Annotated in this window: 17 protein-coding genes; 11 read left to right on the forward strand and 6 right to left on the reverse strand. The window is 46.0% G+C overall.

Annotated elements, in window-relative coordinates:
- Positions 1–102: 102 nt before the first annotated feature.
- The 3 genes from OKC24_RS11245 (at position 103) to OKC24_RS11255 (ending at position 2675) form a co-directional block, all read left to right on the forward strand.
- On the forward strand, positions 103–498 hold the full coding sequence (locus OKC24_RS11245; protein WP_130145131.1) for a NirD/YgiW/YdeI family stress tolerance protein: 396 nt from the start codon (positions 103–105) through the stop codon (positions 496–498).
- 155 nt (positions 499–653) lie between these two features.
- Positions 654–1319 (forward strand): response regulator transcription factor, encoded by a 666-nt coding sequence (locus OKC24_RS11250; RefSeq protein WP_130145133.1) that lies wholly within the window; start codon positions 654–656, stop codon positions 1317–1319.
- A 3-nt stretch (positions 1320–1322) separates the two neighbouring features.
- Positions 1323–2675, forward strand: a complete 1353-nt coding sequence (locus tag OKC24_RS11255; RefSeq protein ID WP_130145135.1) for an ATP-binding protein — start codon at positions 1323–1325, stop codon at positions 2673–2675.
- A 105-nt stretch (positions 2676–2780) separates the two neighbouring features.
- Here OKC24_RS11255 and hemP read toward each other — a convergent pair whose 3' ends face one another.
- Entirely contained in the window at positions 2781–2951 is a 171-nt protein-coding gene (hemP, locus tag OKC24_RS11260) for a hemin uptake protein HemP (RefSeq protein WP_005011010.1), read from the reverse strand.
- 141 nt (positions 2952–3092) lie between these two features.
- Between hemP and OKC24_RS11265 the strand changes: the two genes are divergently transcribed.
- Positions 3093–3992 (forward strand): NUDIX domain-containing protein, encoded by a 900-nt coding sequence (locus OKC24_RS11265; protein WP_130145137.1) that lies wholly within the window; start codon positions 3093–3095, stop codon positions 3990–3992.
- A 28-nt stretch (positions 3993–4020) separates the two neighbouring features.
- On the opposite strand, the gene OKC24_RS11270 is transcribed toward OKC24_RS11265, so the two are convergent.
- A complete protein-coding gene (locus OKC24_RS11270) occupies positions 4021–4572 on the reverse strand; it encodes a tetratricopeptide repeat protein (protein ID WP_130145139.1) in 552 nt (183 codons plus the stop codon).
- A 9-nt stretch (positions 4573–4581) separates the two neighbouring features.
- A complete protein-coding gene (mrcB, locus tag OKC24_RS11275; protein WP_130145141.1) occupies positions 4582–6981 on the reverse strand; it encodes a penicillin-binding protein 1B in 2400 nt (799 codons plus the stop codon).
- Between the two features lie 178 nt (positions 6982–7159).
- Between mrcB and OKC24_RS11280 the strand changes: the two genes are divergently transcribed.
- Both OKC24_RS11280 and OKC24_RS11285 read left to right on the forward strand, forming a co-directional pair.
- Positions 7160–8071 (forward strand): NAD(+) kinase, encoded by a 912-nt coding sequence (locus tag OKC24_RS11280; protein WP_005011001.1) that lies wholly within the window; start codon positions 7160–7162, stop codon positions 8069–8071.
- A gap of 3 nt (positions 8072–8074) precedes the next feature.
- A complete protein-coding gene (locus OKC24_RS11285; RefSeq protein ID WP_005010997.1) occupies positions 8075–8341 on the forward strand; it encodes a YeaC family protein in 267 nt (88 codons plus the stop codon).
- A 45-nt stretch (positions 8342–8386) separates the two neighbouring features.
- Here the strand turns inward: OKC24_RS11285 and OKC24_RS11290 are convergent, their stop codons facing one another.
- Together OKC24_RS11290 and OKC24_RS11295 are read right to left on the reverse strand one after the other, a co-directional pair.
- The gene (locus OKC24_RS11290) at positions 8387–8755 is read right to left on the reverse strand and encodes a hypothetical protein (protein ID WP_130145143.1); all 369 of its coding nucleotides are present in this window, start codon (positions 8753–8755) and stop codon (positions 8387–8389) included.
- A 112-nt stretch (positions 8756–8867) separates the two neighbouring features.
- Entirely contained in the window at positions 8868–9884 is a 1017-nt protein-coding gene (locus OKC24_RS11295; RefSeq protein ID WP_130145145.1) for a glycosyl transferase family protein, read from the reverse strand.
- Between the two features lie 423 nt (positions 9885–10307).
- Here OKC24_RS11295 and OKC24_RS11300 point away from each other — a divergent pair, with 423 nt between their 5' ends.
- Together OKC24_RS11300 and OKC24_RS11305 are read left to right on the forward strand one after the other, a co-directional pair.
- Positions 10308–11654, forward strand: coding sequence for a dicarboxylate/amino acid:cation symporter (locus OKC24_RS11300; protein WP_005010993.1), 1347 nt, complete (start codon positions 10308–10310; stop codon positions 11652–11654).
- Between the two features lie 172 nt (positions 11655–11826).
- Positions 11827–12969: an acyl-CoA dehydrogenase family protein gene (locus tag OKC24_RS11305; protein WP_265465146.1), complete on the forward strand. Its 1143-nt coding sequence runs from the start codon at positions 11827–11829 to the stop codon at positions 12967–12969.
- Positions 12970–13021: 52 nt separating this feature from the next.
- Here OKC24_RS11305 and OKC24_RS11310 read toward each other — a convergent pair whose 3' ends face one another.
- Positions 13022–13540: a type 1 glutamine amidotransferase domain-containing protein gene (locus OKC24_RS11310; protein WP_005010988.1), complete on the reverse strand. Its 519-nt coding sequence runs from the start codon at positions 13538–13540 to the stop codon at positions 13022–13024.
- A 491-nt stretch (positions 13541–14031) separates the two neighbouring features.
- Between OKC24_RS11310 and pheA the strand changes: the two genes are divergently transcribed.
- From pheA to OKC24_RS11325, 3 genes are all read left to right on the forward strand, one after another.
- Positions 14032–15141 (forward strand): prephenate dehydratase, encoded by a 1110-nt coding sequence (gene pheA, locus OKC24_RS11315; RefSeq protein WP_005010987.1) that lies wholly within the window; start codon positions 14032–14034, stop codon positions 15139–15141.
- Between the two features lie 68 nt (positions 15142–15209).
- Positions 15210–16301, forward strand: coding sequence for a histidinol-phosphate transaminase (gene hisC / locus OKC24_RS11320; protein WP_131276397.1), 1092 nt, complete (start codon positions 15210–15212; stop codon positions 16299–16301).
- A gap of 3 nt (positions 16302–16304) precedes the next feature.
- Complete coding sequence (locus OKC24_RS11325) at positions 16305–18554, forward strand: bifunctional prephenate dehydrogenase/3-phosphoshikimate 1-carboxyvinyltransferase (RefSeq protein ID WP_131276396.1); 2250 nt, start codon at positions 16305–16307, stop codon at positions 18552–18554.
- Positions 18555–18586: the final 32 nt, after the last annotated feature.

An 18586-nucleotide genomic window follows, 5' to 3' on the forward strand; every position in this document is an offset into this window, starting at 1 on the left:
GATCGGTAGCGCTTTCAGCCGGCAATGCGCTCTTAAGGTTCAGTTCATTTGCAATTGTTTAAATGATTTTAACGCAATACAACACAACTATGAGGCTAGAACATGAATAAGTTCACTAAAGTCATTTTGGCTGCTGGTTTTACTGCTGTATCAGCGGTGTCTATGGCAAATACAGCAAAGGCGCCTGCAATGCCAGAGCATGCAGGGCATGAAGCGGTCAATCATGCTTCTTTTGCCAAGGCAGTTACAGTGAAGCAGGCGCTGGCCATGAAAGATGATGCAAAAGTTGAATTAAAAGGCCATGTGGTCAAGTCGCTGGGTGATGAAAAATATCAGTTCCGTGACAGCACTGGCACCATTACAGTAGAAATTGACGACAAGCTTTGGCATGGCAAAAAAGTCTTGGCCAAAACACCGGTCACCATTACTGGCGAAATTGATATTGATTATAAGCCGGCCAAACGTGTCAGCATTGATGTGGATTCAGTCAAGTTCTAATCCGCGCATAGGGCAATGAACAGCAGCTTTGAATCAAATGACAGCATGCCGCTACAGCTATAGGCATGCTGTTTTTATTTGTGTAATAACAATGCTGTAAAGAAATTTAAGCAGTATCATGAATCAAAGATTAGCAATCAATAGGCAGAGGCTTTATGAGAATTTTACTTGCGGAAGATGATGCCTCTCAGGCGCAAAGTATAAAAACTTGGCTGGAAATGGATGGCTACAGCATTGACTGGGTGGAGCGAGGCGATTTTGCCATCTCCGCGATTGAGCAGCATCAATATGATTGCGTACTGCTGGACCGCGGCTTGCCCAAAGCAACAGGCGATGAAATTCTTCAAGCCCTGCGGAAGAAGCAGCTGAATACGCCAGTGATCTTCTTAACGGCAAGGGACAGTGTGCAAGACCGTGTAGAAGGTCTGGACTTAGGCGCCAATGATTACTTGGTTAAGCCGTTTAGCCTGGAAGAGCTGTCGGCCCGTGTGCGTTCGCAAATGCGCCAGAAGCACTGTGTGAATAGCCAGCAAATCCATTTCGCAGATTTGACTTTGGATACGCAGGCAAAAGTTGTTATTCAAAATGATGAAACGCTGACACTGACAGCCAAAGAATTTCAAATCCTCTATAAACTCATGCAAAAGCCAGAGCATGTCATTACCCGAGAACAGCTAGAAGAGTCACTATATGCATGGGGTGATGAAATTGAGAGCAACGCCATTGAAGTTTTTATTTACCAGCTGCGCAAAAAAATCGGCAGTCAGTACATCAAAACGATACGCGGCCTGGGTTACCGCATGAATCAGCCGCAGGAATAAGGCATGCAGAAAAAACAGGCGGTTTCGCTGCAGCATCGGCTGGTCAAAACCTCGGTTTTCAGTTCGATTGCTGCGGGTTTAATTTCCCTGCTGCTGCTGCTGGGCATTTCAGTGTATCAGACCATGCATTTGCAGGATGAGATTATGGATGAAATCTCAGACATGCTGCTGCTGACTGATATAGCGCATAGTTCGGGACATCAAATTGATGAGCTGAGTGACCAGTTTGATATTCATTACCGCCTGATTTATGAGGGGCAAACCCTAACTCAGTCTGAAGATGCGCAAAATGAAGTTTTTCAGTATTTGGCGCAGCATCATTCTGAGCATGGCTACTCCATCATGTGGCATAGGGGGGAATTATGGCGGGCTTATGTCCAAAATGAATCAGGGATGACGCTGTATGCCGTGCAGCCATTAGACGTGCGTTTTGCAGAGATTATTTCTACAGCGGCGGGTTATGCAGCGGTTTTAGCGGTGCTGTGGTGTTTGCAATGGCTGATTGTGCATTTGTCTGTAAAGCAGCAATTTAAAAATATTCATGCTCTATCACAGCAAATCTCAGAAAAAAGCGCTGATGATCTAGAACCGATTAATTCACCTGAGCCTGAGTTGGCTGAGCTGCAGCCGATGGTGCAGCAGCTTAATCATATGCTGGAACGGGTCAAGCAGGCTTTGATTGCAGAACAGCGCTTTACCGCAGATGCTTCACATGAATTGCGTTCTCCGCTGTCTGCCATTCAAATGCGGGTGCAGGTTTTAAAGCGTAAATATCAGGATCATCCGCAATTGCCGGCAGAATTGCTGCAAATTCAGCAGGACGTCAGCCGCGGCACACAAGTGCTGGAAAACTTGCTGCTGCTGGCAAGGCTCGATCCATCCAAGCCAAATGATTTAATCAAAACACGCATTGATTTGGCCGATGTCACACATGAGGTGCTGCAGGCGCTCGCGCCATTTGTACAGCAAAAAGAAATCCATGTAGCGGTGCACACGAGTCCGCTGCAGGTTTTTGGCAATACAGAGCTCCTGTTTACCTGCCTGCGCAATTTAGTGGACAACGCCGTGCGTTACGCCAGCCGCAATGGGCAGCTGCAGATTCAGATAGCAGAAGTGAGTCAGCAGGTGGAGTGGAAGATTGAGGATAATGGCACAGAGGTCACTGAGGAAGTTTTAGCGCGCTTAGGTGAGCGTTTCTACCGCGCTTTGGGTACGCAAACTCAAGGGTCGGGACTCGGCTTATCCATTTGTAAAAAAATTATCGAACTGCATCAAGGCGCAGTGGTCTTTTCAAAATCGGCCATGGGCGGTTTGCAAGTGCAAATTCTGCTGCCTCAGGCAGAGCGGATCAGCTGATTTTGTGCGCTTTCATTTTTGAATATGATCAACAGCATTAAAAAAAGCAGTATGAAGTAGCGCATACTGCTTATTCCCACGTTTATTATTCTTTCGCTATTTTAATTATTTTGTGAGAATCAGCCGGTTGTTGCGCGTTAAACGTAAGCGGTATTCTTCACCCGCGTGCATGATTCGGATTTCACGGCCTAATGCAAATAAGTTATTCGAGTGCAGCATTGGCAGTGCATGATGAGATTCTGTGTGGCGTGTAAATAAGCTAAATGGTGCGTTCATTCCGTTGACTCCGTGGTGTGTTTGAGTGATTTAAATGATAATCATTATCGAATAGACCTGTCAACGGTAAATGATAATATTTTATAAAAAACTCAAATTTGCTTACACTCAGTAAAATTTTAACAAAATGGAACCGGTTTTATGTCAAAGCCAAATCTGCATATAGCGATCGGCATTTTGCTGCATCAGGGCAAAGTTTTGGTGGGCTGGCGTGAAGCATCGCAGCATCAGGGCAATAAGCATGAATTTCCTGGCGGAAAAGTTGAAGATGGCGAAACGCCTGCCGAAGCCTGCCGCCGTGAAATATATGAAGAGGTCGGCGTAGGGCTGAACAATTGGCAAGCGTTCGATTTTATCCGTCATGAATATGATGATGTCGTGGTGAATCTGCATGTGTTTCAAGCCGCCGTGCCTGATGAACTGCTGAATGAAATTCAGCAGCCGTGGACATGGTACAGCCGTGACCAATTGCTGGGTTTAAATTTTCCGAAAGCCAATAAAGCGATGCTGAAGCGCCTGCATTGGCAGCATCAAATCAAGATTTCTAGTGATCTGTCTGCAGTGGAGCAGTTGAATGCGCAGCAGCTGATGTATTGGCGGGTTGAGGCGAATCAGGAAAATTTGATCACGCTGGCGGCATGCAATATTAATCTGCTGGATAAATTGATCATCAATATAGAACTCTGGAAGCAGCTGAACAGCATTCAGCAGCAGAATATAGGCGCAATTCACCTTAAGCAGGCGCAATTGATGCACTTGAAGCCAGGTGATTTAAAAATTGGCTGCCGCCATATTGCAGCCTGTCATGATTTAATCTCTGCTTTGCATGCGCAGGCCATAGGCTGTGATGCCATTCTGCTCAGCCCTGTTTTGCCGACAGCAACACATCCGGATGCGAGGCCTTTAGGCTGGGAACAATTTGCACAGATCGCAAAGCAATTGGATATTCCCGTATTTGCATTGGGCGGGATGACGCCAGAGCGTTTAACTGATGTGCAGCATCATCATGGCTATGGCATTGCAGGTGCGCGCTTTCTATAAAAATTCCAGCCGAAGCATTAAAAGTCTTTTAAAGGGCTTTTAATGCTTGCTGCGCTTTTTGAATGGTTTGAGTTTTCTTTTGCTTTTGTCCAGCCTGCAGAATAATTTTCCACAGCTGCTTTTTCATCGGGCCGCTTTGCGCATAGCTTAAACCGCGCTGCGCCAAGGCTTCGGCATTAGCTGGCTGATTCTTGCGGCTGGCAATCATTGCCAGATACATAAAGGTTTCAGCTGATTGCGGTGCAAGGCGCTGTGCCTGCATTGCGCTATCTTCGGCCTTATTCAGCTCACCTTTGGCATAAAACGCTTGTGTCTGCTGCATGAGCTTTTTAAAGGCTGGCAGGTTGCGGCCATCTTCAAATCTTTGAACGCGTTCCTGCTGTTCCGGAATCACAAGGCGCTTGCGCTCAATGTCAGGGCGGTCATAAGGATGAATCATAACGCCGGAAGGATCGTGGATTTCCTTGGGCGGTTCTTTCTGTACTTTTTTCTCTGGCGCATTCTGTTCAGGAGCCGGCAGGCTTTGGCAGCCTGCAAGACCCAATACAATTGCGCTGATCAGCGTCTTTCTTAAAATCAATGGTTAACCTCAGTTGTTAAAACTGCCGCTGGAAATGACACGCGGATTATCAGATGAGTCTTGCTCTGTGCCCGAATCACTCTCGCGGATGTAGTTGTCTAAACTATCATTTTGCGGGGCAGTTTCTTGAGGGGTTTCAGTATCGCTTGTGTAAGGCTGCGGCTGCACTTCATATTGTGACTGGCCGCATGCCGTTGCGCGGTTAGGCACAGAACTGCGCAGCAGCGGAATATGAATAGCGCCTGCACAGCCGGATGCAGACAGTTCACCGGTAGTGCTGTCTAGCCAATGCCATTGCACATCGGCAGGCTGGCGTAAATTAACCGGCTTCAGGCGCAGCTGTTTCATCACATTGATCCAAACCGGCAATGCGCCTGAAGAGCCAGTTAACCCGGTAATTTTGTTGTCATCCAGACCCAGCCAAACCACGGCAGCATAGTTGCCAGCATAACCGGCAAACCATGAGTCGCGGGTATCATTGGTGGTGCCTGATTTTCCAGCCAGTTCCAGTGAAGTCGGAAGAGTGCTGTAGGCTGAGCGGCCGGTGCCTGAATTCATCACTTGCTGCAAGCCATAGTTCAAGACATAGGCCGCAGCAGGATCAATGGTCGGCTGCACGGATAAACTGTAGCGCTCCAGCGTATGTCCATTGTTATCTACAACTGAGCGGATCGACTTCACAGGATATTTAAAGCCGCCTGTTGCAAAGTTGCCATAGATGCTCATGACATCCATAGGCGACATATCTACCGCCCCCAAATAAATGGATGGATAGCTGGGAATATTTGAGGTGACGCCAAATTTTTTTAGATGGTTAATGAAGGTTGAAATGCCAAATTCCTGACCTAAGCGCACTGCCGCCAGGTTATAGGATTGTGACAGTGCCTGCACCATTGGAACAACGCCGTGTTCGCCGCCGCTGTAGTTTTTCGGCGTCCAGGCTTTTCCTTCGCTTTGAATGCTGATGGCGCTGTCTTCGATTGGGCTGGCCCAGTTATAGCGTCCAGACTCAATTGCGCTCAGGTAAATCACTGGTTTCAGCAAAGAACCAACTTGGCGTTTGGCATCTACAGTACGGTTAAAGCCGGTAAAATCTTGCGTAGAGCCGACAGCAGCGACTAATTCGCCATTTTCAGGATGGGCGATCAGCACTGCGCCTTGCAGTTCCTTCAAACGGTTTGGGTTGGCATTGCTCAAGCGCGTTACAGTTTCTTTAAAGCTGTTTTGAATACGGGTTTGCGCCAAGGGGTCTAAAGTGGTGAAAATTTTCAGGCCTTGGTTGGTCAAGTCGCTTTCTTGATATTCTGTACGCAGCTGGCGGCGGACAATATCTAAGAAATCCGGGAAGCGGGCAGGGCCAAGGGTCGGTTTTGCAATGACATTGAGCGGACGCGCAGATTCTATTTCATATTGCTGCTGAGTTAAGTAGCCCATCACCAGCATATTGTTCAGCACAATATTGCGGCGCTTTATAGCCGCTTCCGGGTTGCGCCAAGGATTATACAGTGTTGGCCCTTGCACCAACCCGACCAGGTAAGCCTGCTGGGCAATGTTCAGCTCACGCAAAGGCAGGCCAAAGTAAAACTGCGATGCCAAGCCATAGCCATTAATCGAATAGTTGCCGTTTTGGCCTAAATTTACTTCATTCAAATACGCTTCAAGAATTTCATCTTTATCGTAATGCAGCTCAATCAGCAGTGCCATCAGCGCTTCATTGACTTTGCGCTTAAGTGTTTTCTCAGGACTTAAGTAAAAGTTTTTGACCAGCTGCTGAGTTAGCGTTGAACCGCCCTGACGCTTGCCGCCTGTCACGTTGCTGACTATCGCGCGGGCAGTGCCGCGCACGGATACGCCATGATGGTGATAAAAATTACGGTCTTCGGTGGCAATTAAGGCTTCTATCAGCGGCTTAGGCACATTTTTCAGTTTGATCAGCACGCGGTCTTCATTGTGCTGCGGATAAATGCCGCCGATCAATAAAGGTTCTAAACGGGCAATGCCATTTGATGACGGCTTGGTTGCGCTGACATCGGTAACCGTGTCTTTGCCAAATGAAATTTTTAAGACTTGCTCAGGTTCAAGACTGTCGCCGAAGTCAAAACCGCGGGTATGCACATACATTTCGTTGCCGGAAGTAACATAGCTGCCAGTCTTTGCATAGCTTTCAGCATTCTTGTAGCCGAGCATTTTCAGCTCTTCCTGCATATCATCCTGACTGACAGGCGCATTGGTAAAGATTTCCATTGGGCGTGCGAATACTTTCGCAGGAATGTCCCAGCGCTGTCCTTCAAATTTGGCCCTCACCACATTATCAATTTTGATCAGATAAACACTGAAAGCGACGAATGCGCCAATGACCAAAATACAGAAAATAAATGCGATAGCGCCTATGCCGCGTTCAGACTTCATAAATTATTATAAGATCCTGAGAAATTTTGCTAATCATGCGAAGCTTTTGCGTAATTTGCAATATTTAAACTGTATAACTATGCAAAATAAGAAGGCTGAGGTCTGATTAATTTGCAATTCAAAGTTTTTTTAAATCAAAAGCGTTAATGCTATGATAAGCATGAGGCGTAGCGGAGCAATGGCGCAGGTGCATATTTCACATAAGGCTTTTCGTAATATCGGATTAATTGGACGTCCTGACAAATCGTCAGTGGTTGAAACCTTATGCCTGATACATGATCATTTATTGAGTTTAGGGCTGCATCCGGTTTTTGACACGGAAACAGCACAGCTGGTTCCTTACAGCAATACCCAAACGGTCAGCAAGGCATTGCTGGGTGAAGTCGTGGATTTGGTCATCGTTGTCGGCGGTGACGGTTCTTTGCTGCATGCCGCGCGGTCATTGGTTAAGTTCAATACCCCAGTCATCGGGGTCAACCGCGGACGTTTAGGCTTTCTAACTGACATCAAGCCAACTGAAGTGATTTTTAAGCTGGATCAAGTATTGAAAGGTGAGTTTCAGCAAGATCGGCGCTTTTTGCTGGAAATTGAAATCCGCTCAAAAGGCGAAACTATTTATGACGCGATTGCCTTAAATGATGTGGTGCTGCACTCAGGCAAATCGGTCCACATGATTGACTTTGAATTGAATATTGACGGTCAATATGTTTACCGCCAGCATAGTGATGGCTTAATTGTCTCTACACCGACTGGTTCAACAGCCTATGCGCTGTCTGGCGGCGGGCCAATTGTGCATCCCAGCATGGATGCAATAGCTTTAGTGCCGATGCATCCGCATACGCTGTCATCCCGCCCGATTGTGGTGGGAGGCCAAAGCGAAATTAAGATTTTCATCCGTGAAAACCGCGTGCTGCCCATGGTCAGCGCTGATGGCCAAAACAGTGTAACGCTGGGTGTTGGCGACAGCTTACACATCCGTAAGCATCCATTTAAACTAAATTTGCTTCACCCGCCAGGTTATGACTTCTATATGGCTTGCCGTACCAAGCTTGGCTGGAATCAAGACTTTGACTCATTTAAACAGGATTAGCCCATGAATATTGAACAAATGCTTGCCGTACTTGATCCTGAAATCGTTGCGCGCTTAAAGACGGCAATTGAAATTGGAAAATGGCCTAATGGCGTGGCGCTTACGCCAGAACAGCGTAAAACCTGCATGCAAGCGGTCTATGCATGGGAAATTAAGAATTTACCGGAAACTGAGCGCAGCGGTTATATTGACCGCGGAACCAAAGAAGAAGATGAACATTGCGACTCTCATGTTGAAGAGCCTGAGTTCAAGCCAATTCGTTTTGTGTGATTGATTTCGGTACAATATCTAAAAAGCCAGCATCATGCTGGCTTTTTAATTGGCAATGCTGATGCTGTACATTTGACTATTTTCAAAGCTGACACACAGCGCGTAGATGCTGACATCTGCAGGCAGTACAAAATCTAAATGATTTTCATGAAACAGGATTTCATCATCGGTTAAATCATCAGCATTTAATGCGTAATGGTCATCCAGTTCTAATTTATCAATAATTTGTTCTGTGCTTGGTTTAGGGCTGCCAAAATGCGCTGTCCAATATGCGGCAGGGATAGTATCCAAATGATGCTGGATAAACTGCATGACCACTTGGGTAAATGAGTTTCTAAAACTGATGGCGTCAAATAAGGCGTTGCGGGCCTGCGATTCTTTTTCCGCAGCGCGGGTATGCATTGATATTGCCATGTGGGTCCCTCTTTATTTTATTTATGATAACGGATGCACACAAATAAATTAGCATGGTTGATCCGCTATGCCTAGCGGATCTCATCTTGCTCTGTATTAATCTTGCAGCAATTTATTCCGCAATTTCAGATGCAGCGCCGCGTTTCAGCCATAGGTTTTGAGCCAGCGGCATTGCTTCTTCAAAACTGCGGACGGCGCCCATGGCATACAGCGCGATGCCCATGGTCTCTACAGTTGCAAGTTCACCATATTCATGACTTTGCTTGCCTTCCCAAACCGCCTTAAAGACTGCTAAATCCAATTCTTCTTCGACTGGGCTGCGGTTGACCGTCAGTTTTGGCAATTCATGTTCATACATCTCGCCATCCTGAATGCCGCAAATTAAGGTTTTTGCATCTGGATTGCGTTCAAACTCGCCGCCTTCACCTTTAATGACGGCACTGTTCTGATAACCCAGTTTAAAAGCGGCCTGCTGATGTGAACTGCGGTATGCCGGGTGGAAAATGGCCTGCATCGTGGCTTTGGCATTAAATGGATTAATCAGTCGCGCCAAAGTATGAATAGGGGAACGCAGCCCCATCACATTGCGCAGGGCAATCAAATCGCTGAGGATTGGAGAAATGGCATGCAAAGGCAGATAAGCAAAATTCCGTTCAGCCAGCTGTGCTTCCACTTCAGTATCGCTGCTGCAGATTGGGTAACTGAGGTATTCTAAAACCTGCTCGGTATACAGGCGGTTAATTGTGTGTCCCGATGCGCCATGCATAACCACTTTATAGCCGTGCTGAGCCAACGTCAGCGCCGCAAGTAAAAACCACGGGTAGTGCTTGCGCTTTCCTGCATATGAAGACCAGTCTAAATCGACCTGTAAAGATTTAAAATTCAATTGATCACGGGTCGCCTGTACAAAACCGGCCAGTTCATCTACCGATTCTTCTTTTACCCGCAGCAGCATTAGAAATGCGCCTAATTGCACGTCCAGGACTTCATCTTTCAAAATCATGCTGAAGGCTTGATAGGCTTCGTCATAGCTTAATGAGCGGGCGCCATTTTTCCCTTTGCCGATAATGCGGACAAATTGGGCAAATGGATGTTCAGCATCTTTATAAATATTTCGTTTGGTATTCATGGGACGGGATTTTTTAAAAGTATAGGCAAACATTTCAGTTTACGTTTTCATTTGGTATTTTTCAGCCAATTTTTTATGACCATTTAGTAGATGCTAGACTATAGTCTAATAAAAAATGAGCGTTTATTGATCAAATTTAACATTTAAGGCAAAAAATCGGCTTAAGAAATTGGTAAAATTTAACCGTATTCTTGTGTGTTCTTTATCTCCTGAGCATTTACTGCATGTAATGTTGGCTTGACGTGGTTTTTTTCTCCTTAAAAATCACACTCACACTTTTTAAGATTTTTTAAGTATTGGATGATATTCAATACGATAGTGCTCTTTTGTCAGCGGCAAATGAGTTTGGGCTGTTTATTTCTTAGGAAATAAACATAAAAATGGAAATTTTCTGGAAACGGAAGCTGATCGTGAAGTATTCTCATGACGAAAAAACCAATTTATAAGTCGCTGTATTTTCAGGTTATTGTTGCTATTATTTTGGGTGTTCTGGTGGGGCATTTCTCACCAAGTTCCACTGAAATAGTAAACGGCGTAAAACAAAGCGTACCTGGATTGGGTGAGCAGCTGAAACCATTGGGTGATGCTTTTATTAAGCTCATCAAAATGATCATTGCGCCTGTAATTTTCTGTACAGTTGTCAGCGGTATTGCCGGCATGGAAAGCATGAAGTCTGTCGGTAAAACCGGCGGTATCGCGCTGCTTTACTTTGAAGTCGTGTCGACCCTGGCATTGGTTATTGGCCTGCTGGTGATTAATATCGCCAAGCCGGGTGTGGGCATGAACATCGACCCTGCGACTTTAGATGTATCGGGCATTTCTAAATACGTAGAATCTGGCGCTTCGCAATCGACAGTTGATTTCTTGCTGCATATTATCCCAAATACCGTTGTTGGCGCATTTGCGGAAGGCGAAATTCTGCAAGTCCTGCTGTTTGCGCTGCTGTTTGGTTTTGCGCTGCATAAATTAGGCGATGCAGGCAAGCCGGTATTGAAATTTATTGATCAAATTTCACATGTATTCTTTAACATTGTGAACATGATCATGAAGCTGGCTCCGATTGGCGCATTTGGCGCAATGGCGTTTACGATTGGTAAATACGGCATTGGTTCTTTGGCTCAATTGGCGCAATTGATCATCTGCTTCTATATCACGTGCTTGCTGTTTATTTTTATTGTATTGGGTTCTATCGCGCGTTTCAGCGGCTTCAGTATTCTAAAAATGATCCGCATGATCCGTGAAGAATTGCTGATTGTACTGGGCACATCATCTTCTGAATCTGTATTGCCGCGCATGCTGAAAAAGCTGGAAATTGCCGGCTGTGAAAAATCGGTTGTGGGTCTGGTGATTCCGACCGGCTATTCATTTAACTTAGACGGTACATCCATCTATTTAACAATGGCCGCAATCTTTATTGCGCAAGCGACTAATACGCAGTTGGATTTAGCGCATGAAATTACGCTTTTAGCGGTTCTGCTGATTTCATCTAAAGGCGCAGCTGGCGTAACAGGTTCAGGCTTTATTGTCATGGCGGCGACATTGTCTGCTGTCGGCCATATTCCTGTTGCAGGCTTGGCATTGATTTTAGGTATTGACCGTTTCATGTCAGAAGCCCGCGCATTAACTAACTTGGTCGGCAACTCTTTGGCAACTATTGTGGTAGCAAAATGGGTTGGCCAGTTAGATACTGATAAGCTGAATGATGCATTGAATAATCCTGCAGAAGTTGACCGCAAAATGCTTGAGGAAAACAATCAGGCGCATGCTTAATTTGTTTTGCTGTTAAAAAGGAAGCTTCGGCTTCCTTTTTTTGTGTCCGCTGTGGGCTACATGATTCAGCGGCCGCGAAATTTGAACGCTGAGGTTTTCTTTCATGACGCATGCAAAAAACTCGAATAGGATGGTGTGAATCAAAACAACAATGTGAACAAGGAAATGCGCCATGCTGGCTTATGATGCAGATTTAGAATTATTTAGAGATAATTTCCGCCGTTTTATGCAGGAACAGATTGCGCCGCATTATGAGCAATGGGAGCGTGAGGGCATTATGCCGCGTTCTGTATGGACTGCTTTAGGTGAAAATGGCTTCCTGTGCGTAGATGTGCCAGAAGAATATGGCGGATATGGGGTGCCGACTCACTATTCTCTGATGCTGGTGGAAGAGTCTGCCCGTGCGGGATTCAGCGCGCTGTCGACAGGCATTTCATGCCATTCAGAAATTGCTGCGCCGTATATTCTGCACATTGGCTCAGAAAAGCAAAAGCAATATTGGCTGCCGAAAATGGTCAGCGGTGAAGTCGTGGGCGCAATTGGCATGACCGAGCCGGGGGCAGGTTCAGATTTGCAATCCATGCGCAGCAGCGCAATTTTGCAAGGCGATCATTATCTGCTGAATGGTTCTAAAACCTTTATTTCCAATGGGCAGCATGCAGATTTAGTGGTGCTGGCGGCGAAAACAGATCCGCAAGCGCGCGCGAAAGGCGTTTCTTTACTGCTGGTGGATACGCATTTCGACGGCTTTAAGAAGGGGACAAACCTCGACAAGATTGGCCTGCATTCACAGGACACTTCGGAGCTGTTCTATGACAATGTTAAAGTTCCAAAAGAACAGCTTTTGGGGCAGGCTGGCCAAGGTTTTGCTTATTTAATGCAGGAATTGCCGCGTGAACGCACTGCCATCGCATCAACGGCAATAGGCGCCATCCGCGGCTCTATTGATTTGGCTGTTCAATATGTCAAAGAGCGTCAGGCTTTTGGCCAAGCGATAGGCCAGTTCCAAAATACCCGCTTTGTCTTGGCGCAGGCCAAAATAGATGAACTGGCTACAGCAGCATTTTATGAGCGCAATGTTGAACTGTATATGCAAGGCAAATTAGATGTAGAAACAGCGGCTGCTTTAAAGAGTTTCTCAACAGATATGCAGATGAAAATTGCAGACAATTTACTGCAGCTGTTTGGCGGCTACGGCTATATGACTGAATATCCGATTTCACGCTTCTTTGTTGATGCGCGGATTCAGCGCATTTATGGCGGCACCAATGAAATTATGAAAGAAATTGTCGCGCGCGGCATGTTAGGCCGCTAATGGCTGCAGGCAGGCAATAAAAAAGAGCTTCCGCGCTCTTTTTTATTGCGGCTTACTGGCTGAGAACATGCAGCGTTTCGCGGATAAATTCAGGCAGGTCTGCCGGCGCGCGGGAGGTAATATATAAATTATTGTCATTCACGACCGGCTTGTCAAAATAGACGGCGCCTGCATTCTGCAGTTCAATCATTATAGGTTCAATCGAGGTCATTCTGCGGCCTTTCACCACTTGCGCATTAATCAGCAGCTGCGGTCCGTGGCAAATGCACATAATCGGCTTGTAGGCGCCGGCAAAATCACGGACAAACTCCACATAGCGCTCATCACTGCGCAGCAAGCTGGGTGAGTGCCCTCCAGGGATCAGCAGCGCATCAAAATCATGAATTGAAACGTGGTCTATACTTTGGTCGATAGTGACGGCGTAGGTTCTGTTTTTTCCATAGACAATATTGCCAGCGCGATGCTCAATATTGGAAATGCAATGCCGGGCTGCGCGGAATGCTTCAACCGGTTCGGCATATTCTGAATCTTCAAAATCATGAGTGACCAGTACCGCGATTCTTTTGCGCATGAGCGAAATTCCTGTTCCAGTATTGCATTCTAAAAGACTATAGGAAAAATATTAAAAATCTGTGATTGGTTTGCAGCATATTGGTCTAATAATGTTATTGAAAATATTTGCTAAAAATAAAATGTATTCAGTTTTAAGTAGATGGATATTGATTGCGGCGGCCAAGCCTTGATCATTCAAATTTAAATGACTTTTGCTTAAAAAACTATCACTTTCATGGTTTTCTTTATAGATAAAATATCTGTGCTCATCGGGAAATGATGCATCAGTAGCTTTGTATTTCGCATACAATGGCGGTAATAGGATTGCTAAACCGCTTTGTTTATCTCAGGCCTTATATTTATTTTGTTGATGAGGTTTTTCAATACTGCTGATGGTTTAAACAACTGTATGTTTTTAAGGCTGAATCAATCAATGTTGTATTGCGCAACATTTGAAACCTAACTATTGTTATACTGTCTGCAACCATGATTTTGAAGGGCGACATAACAATGATCAATGACGATCAGAACACCACGGCTTCTCTTGACCTAGTTCAAATCCGTGAGGACATTGACTCGGTTGATATGCAGATTCAACAGCTGATTAACCGCCGCGCAAAATTGGCAGAAGCCGTTGCTAAAGCGAAGTTTGCTGCTGAAGAGAACCCGCTGTTTTACCGTCCTGAACGTGAAGCGCAAGTTTTACGCAAAGTTATGGAGCGTAATGAAGGTCCGCTGTCAGATGCTACAATGGCGCGCTTATTTCGTGAAATTATGTCGGCTTGCCTGGCGCTGGAAGCTCCGCAAAGCATTGCATTTTTAGGCCCAGTCGGCACGTACACGCATTCCGCCGTATTAAAGCATTTTGGTCAGGATGCAGTGATCCGCCCATTGCCGACGATTGATGAAGTTTTCCGTGAAGTTGAAGCGGGCAGTGCGCATTATGGTCTGGTGCCGGTGGAAAATTCGTCAGAAGGCGTGGTTAACCATACATTGGATTGCTTCAAAACTTCGCATTTAAATGTGATTGGCGAAGTTGAATTGCCCATTCATCATCAATTTTTGATTTCTGAAAATACCCGTAAAGACAGCATTAAGCAGATTTATGCGCATCAGCAAACGTTGGCGCAGTGCCGCAGCTGGCTGGATGCGCATTACCCGGGTGTGGAACGCGTAGCGCTCAGCTCAAATGCAGAAGCGGCGCGCCGTATCCGCAATGAATGGCATTCTGCCGCGATTGCGTCAGAAGTGGCTGCCAATATTTACAATTTAGAAATTCTGCACAGCAACATTGAAGACAACCCAGAAAACACCACACGTTTCTTGGTGATTGGCCGTGAAAAAATTCCGCAAAGCGGCAATGATAAAACCTCTTTGTTAATTTCAGCACATGACCGCGCTGGCGCATTGCTGGAAATCTTGGCGCCGTTCGCTAAGCATAAAATCAGCTTGACCAGTATTGAAACCCGTCCAGCGCTGCCTGAGAAATGGGCCTATGTGTTCTTCATTGATTTGGAAGGCCATGTAGAACAGGACAATGTCAAAGCTGCGCTGGAAGAAATCCGCCCATTGGTGAAAGAGCTGCGTGTATTGGGTTCATATCCTATTGCCGTTTTATAAATCACAGCCGCACTGAATCTGCATCAGGGTTCAGTGCATTAATCACTTGTAATTATCGGAAGTGTAAAATGACGTTTGTCCCAGCCAATGAAGGCATTGCTAAACTTAAGCCGTATCAACCGGGTAAACCGATCAGTGAACTTGAACGCGAGTTGGGGATTACTGATATTGTCAAATTAGCCTCAAATGAAAATCCATTGGGTTGCTCTGACAAGGTGAAAGAGGCGGTAGCTGCAGAGTTGGCTGAAATTGGGCGATATCCAGACGGCGGCGGTTTCATTTTAAAATACCAAGTTCAAGCGCAGTTTGGTGTTGCGCATGACCGAATTACTTTGGGTAATGGTTCAAACGATCTTCTGGAAATGTTTGCCCGTGCATTCGTATCTTCAAGCGATTCAGTGGTGTACAGCCAGCATGCTTTTGCTGTGTACAGCTTAGTCACGCAAGCGATTAATGCTGAAGCAATCGAAGTGCCAGCTAAAGGTTTTTCGCACGATTTAGACGCGATGGCCGCGGCGGTAAAAGAAAATACCAAGCTGATTTTTATTGCCAACCCGAACAATCCGACGGGGACTTGGTTTGAAGAGGCAGAATTTGATGCTTTCATGAAAAAAGTGCCAGCCAATGTCATTGTTGTGCTGGATGAAGCCTATGTGGAATATTTCCCAGAAAACTTCAATAGCTTGAAATTTTTAGAGCAGTATCCAAACCTGATTGTGAGCCGTACATTGTCTAAGTGCTATGGCTTGGCTGCGCTGCGCGTTGGTTTTGCTTTGGCATCTGTAGAAGTGACTGATTATTTAAACCGTATCCGTCAGCCATTTAACGTCAATCACTTGGCGATGGTAGCTGCGGTTGCTGCCCTAAAAGATGAAGACTTTATTGCAAAATCGCGTGAAGTGAACAAAGCGGGCATGGCTCAGCTGCAGGCGGGTTTTGAAAAGCTGGGCTTGAATTATGTACCGTCCCGCGCCAACTTTATTTTGGTGGATGTACAAGCCGATCCTGCGCAAACCTTTAATGGTTTGCTTAAACAGGGTGTGATTGTGCGTCCAGTAGGTATTGCAAATCATCTTCGTGTATCCATTGGTACAGAAGCTGAAAATGCCAAGTTCCTTGCTGCTTTAGCAAAAGTACTTGAATTAGAGGCTGTTGCTTAAGCTATGTCTGCGCCACTGTTTGAAAAAGTTGCTTTTATCGGGCTTGGGCTGATTGGCTCAAGTCTTGCCCGTGTGATTATTGCGGAAAAATTAGCAAAGCAAATCGTTGCATCTACTCGTTCTAAACAGACGCTGGCAGATGCAAAAGCCTTAGGTTTAATTCAAGAAGGCTATACTGACCCGATTGAAGCCGTAAAAGGCGCTGATCTTGTGGTACTGGCTTTGCCTGTGCGCGCTACGCAAAAAGTTCTGGAATGCATCAAGCCATATTTGTCTGAAAATGTGATTTTGACCGATGTCGGCAGCACCAAAGGCAATGTGGTTGATGCAGCCAAAGCTGTGTTTGGCGAGCAATTGCCAGCAGGTTTTGTGCCTGGTCATCCGATTGCAGGTGCAGAACACACAGGGGTGCATGCAGGTAAAGTCGATTTATTTGCCAACCATAAAGTGATTTTAACGCCGCTGCCGAGCAGCGCAGATTGGGCTGTAGAGAAGCTGATTCAGCTGTGGCAAGCCACCAAGGCGGAAGTGATTTGTATGGATGTTGAAAAGCATGATGAAGTGCTTGCGCATACCAGCCATCTTCCGCACTTAATGGCCTTTAATCTGGTCGAGCAATTGGCCAACCGTGAAGACAATCTAGATATTTTCCGTTATGCCGCTGGCGGCTTCCGCGATTTTTCCAGAATTGCAGCCAGTGATCCGCAAATGTGGCATGACATTTTTTTTGCCAATAAAAAAGCAATCTTAAATGCAGTCGACGGCTTTGAAAAACAGCTTAAGACTTTGCGTCAATTGATTGAAGATGAAAACTCTCAAGCACTCATGGGTGTATTGGGACATGCACAGGCAGCCCGCCAGCATTTTAATCATATGCTTGCCAACAAACCTTTGATGGAGAAAAACAAAGTGACGACACAGCAATTTACTATTTTACCGGGCCAGAAAAATTTCCAAGGTAAATTTACCGTGCCAGGCGACAAATCTGTGTCACACCGTTCCATCATGTTTGGCGCCATTGCTGAAGGCACAACGCACGTGACAGGCTTTTTGGAAGGCGAAGATGCGCTTGCAACACTTCAGGCTTTCCGGGATATGGGCGTGAGCATTGAAGGCCCTAAAAATGGCGAAGTCACTATTCACGGTGTAGGCATGCATGGCTTGAAAGCACCGGCCAGCGCGCTGTACATGGGCAACTCAGGCACATCGATGCGTTTGCTTGCAGGCATGCTGTCTGCACAGAAATTCGATTCTGTCATGACCGGTGATGCATCACTGTCTAAGCGCCCAATGGAGCGTATTGCCAAACCTTTGCGTGCAATGGGCGCACATATTCAAACAACGGGTGAACGCGGAACACCGCCTGTATCAATTACGGGCAACCAGTCTTTAAAAGGGATTCAGTACGATTTGCCAATGGCGTCTGCACAAGTAAAATCAGGTATTTTATTGGCAGGGCTTTGGGCTGAAGGTGAAACAGCGGTTACTGAACCAGAACCGACGCGGGATCATTCAGAACGCATGCTTCGCGCTTTTGGCTATGATGTGAAAACTGAAGGCAACCGTATTTCACTGCAAGGCGGCGGCAAGCTAACCGCTACCGATATTCAAGTTCCATCTGACATTTCATCGGCGGCCTTCTTTATGGTGGGCGCTGCCATTAATGAAGGTTCAGATGTAACACTGGAAGCTGTGGGCATTAACCCAACGCGCACAGGTGTCATTGAAATTTTAAAACAGATGGGCGCTGACTTAACTGTAGAAAATGAACGCATTGCAGGCGGTGAGCCGATTGCAGACATCCGTATCCGCGGGACACGGACATTGAAAGGCATTCATATGCCGGAAGATCAAGTGCCGTTGGCCATTGATGAATTTCCTGCATTGTTTATCGCTGCGGCCTGTGCTGAAGGCCAAACCATTTTAACCGGCGCTGCGGAACTTCGCGTGAAAGAGTCTGACCGTATTCAAGTGATGGCGGATGGCTTGAAAATTATGGGCATTGACTGCACGCCAACTGATGATGGCATCATCATTGAAGGAAAAGGCAAAGCAGACGAGTGGGGCGCAATATTCACTGGCGGTGAAATTGAGTCGCATCACGACCACCGTATTGCCATGAGTTTTTCTATGGCTGGATTGCGTACATCAGGTGAGATTAAAATCGTGGGTACAGAAACCGTGGCAACCAGTTTCCCAACATTTACTGGATTGGCAACTCAGGCAGGTTTGGCGATTCAGGTGACTGAATAAAAATATGTAAAAACTGTATATTTGTTAGACAA

Origin of the sequence: Acinetobacter entericus, from assembly GCF_026168575.1 — a bacterium.
In the GTDB taxonomy this organism is placed as follows: domain Bacteria; phylum Pseudomonadota; class Gammaproteobacteria; order Pseudomonadales; family Moraxellaceae; genus Acinetobacter; species Acinetobacter bouvetii.

Excerpts from the sequence above, each read along its gene's own strand:
- OKC24_RS11245 (WP_130145131.1), top strand. The coding sequence starts at position 103 with ATGAATAAGTTCACTAAAGTCATTTTGGCTGCTGGTTTTACTGCTGTA.
- OKC24_RS11250 (WP_130145133.1), top strand. The coding sequence starts at position 654 with ATGAGAATTTTACTTGCGGAAGATGATGCCTCTCAGGCGCAAAGTATA.
- OKC24_RS11255 (WP_130145135.1), top strand. The coding sequence starts at position 1,323 with ATGCAGAAAAAACAGGCGGTTTCGCTGCAGCATCGGCTGGTCAAAACC.
- hemP (WP_005011010.1), bottom strand. The coding sequence starts at position 2,951 with ATGAACGCACCATTTAGCTTATTTACACGCCACACAGAATCTCATCAT.
- OKC24_RS11265 (WP_130145137.1), top strand. The coding sequence starts at position 3,093 with ATGTCAAAGCCAAATCTGCATATAGCGATCGGCATTTTGCTGCATCAG.
- mrcB (WP_130145141.1), bottom strand. The coding sequence starts at position 6,981 with ATGAAGTCTGAACGCGGCATAGGCGCTATCGCATTTATTTTCTGTATT.
- OKC24_RS11280 (WP_005011001.1), top strand. The coding sequence starts at position 7,160 with ATGGCGCAGGTGCATATTTCACATAAGGCTTTTCGTAATATCGGATTA.
- OKC24_RS11285 (WP_005010997.1), top strand. The coding sequence starts at position 8,075 with ATGAATATTGAACAAATGCTTGCCGTACTTGATCCTGAAATCGTTGCG.
- OKC24_RS11290 (WP_130145143.1), bottom strand. The coding sequence starts at position 8,755 with ATGGCAATATCAATGCATACCCGCGCTGCGGAAAAAGAATCGCAGGCC.
- OKC24_RS11295 (WP_130145145.1), bottom strand. The coding sequence starts at position 9,884 with ATGAATACCAAACGAAATATTTATAAAGATGCTGAACATCCATTTGCC.
- OKC24_RS11300 (WP_005010993.1), top strand. The coding sequence starts at position 10,308 with ATGACGAAAAAACCAATTTATAAGTCGCTGTATTTTCAGGTTATTGTT.
- OKC24_RS11305 (WP_265465146.1), top strand. The coding sequence starts at position 11,827 with ATGCTGGCTTATGATGCAGATTTAGAATTATTTAGAGATAATTTCCGC.
- OKC24_RS11310 (WP_005010988.1), bottom strand. The coding sequence starts at position 13,540 with ATGCGCAAAAGAATCGCGGTACTGGTCACTCATGATTTTGAAGATTCA.
- pheA (WP_005010987.1), top strand. The coding sequence starts at position 14,032 with ATGATCAATGACGATCAGAACACCACGGCTTCTCTTGACCTAGTTCAA.
- hisC (WP_131276397.1), top strand. The coding sequence starts at position 15,210 with ATGACGTTTGTCCCAGCCAATGAAGGCATTGCTAAACTTAAGCCGTAT.
- OKC24_RS11325 (WP_131276396.1), top strand. The coding sequence starts at position 16,305 with ATGTCTGCGCCACTGTTTGAAAAAGTTGCTTTTATCGGGCTTGGGCTG.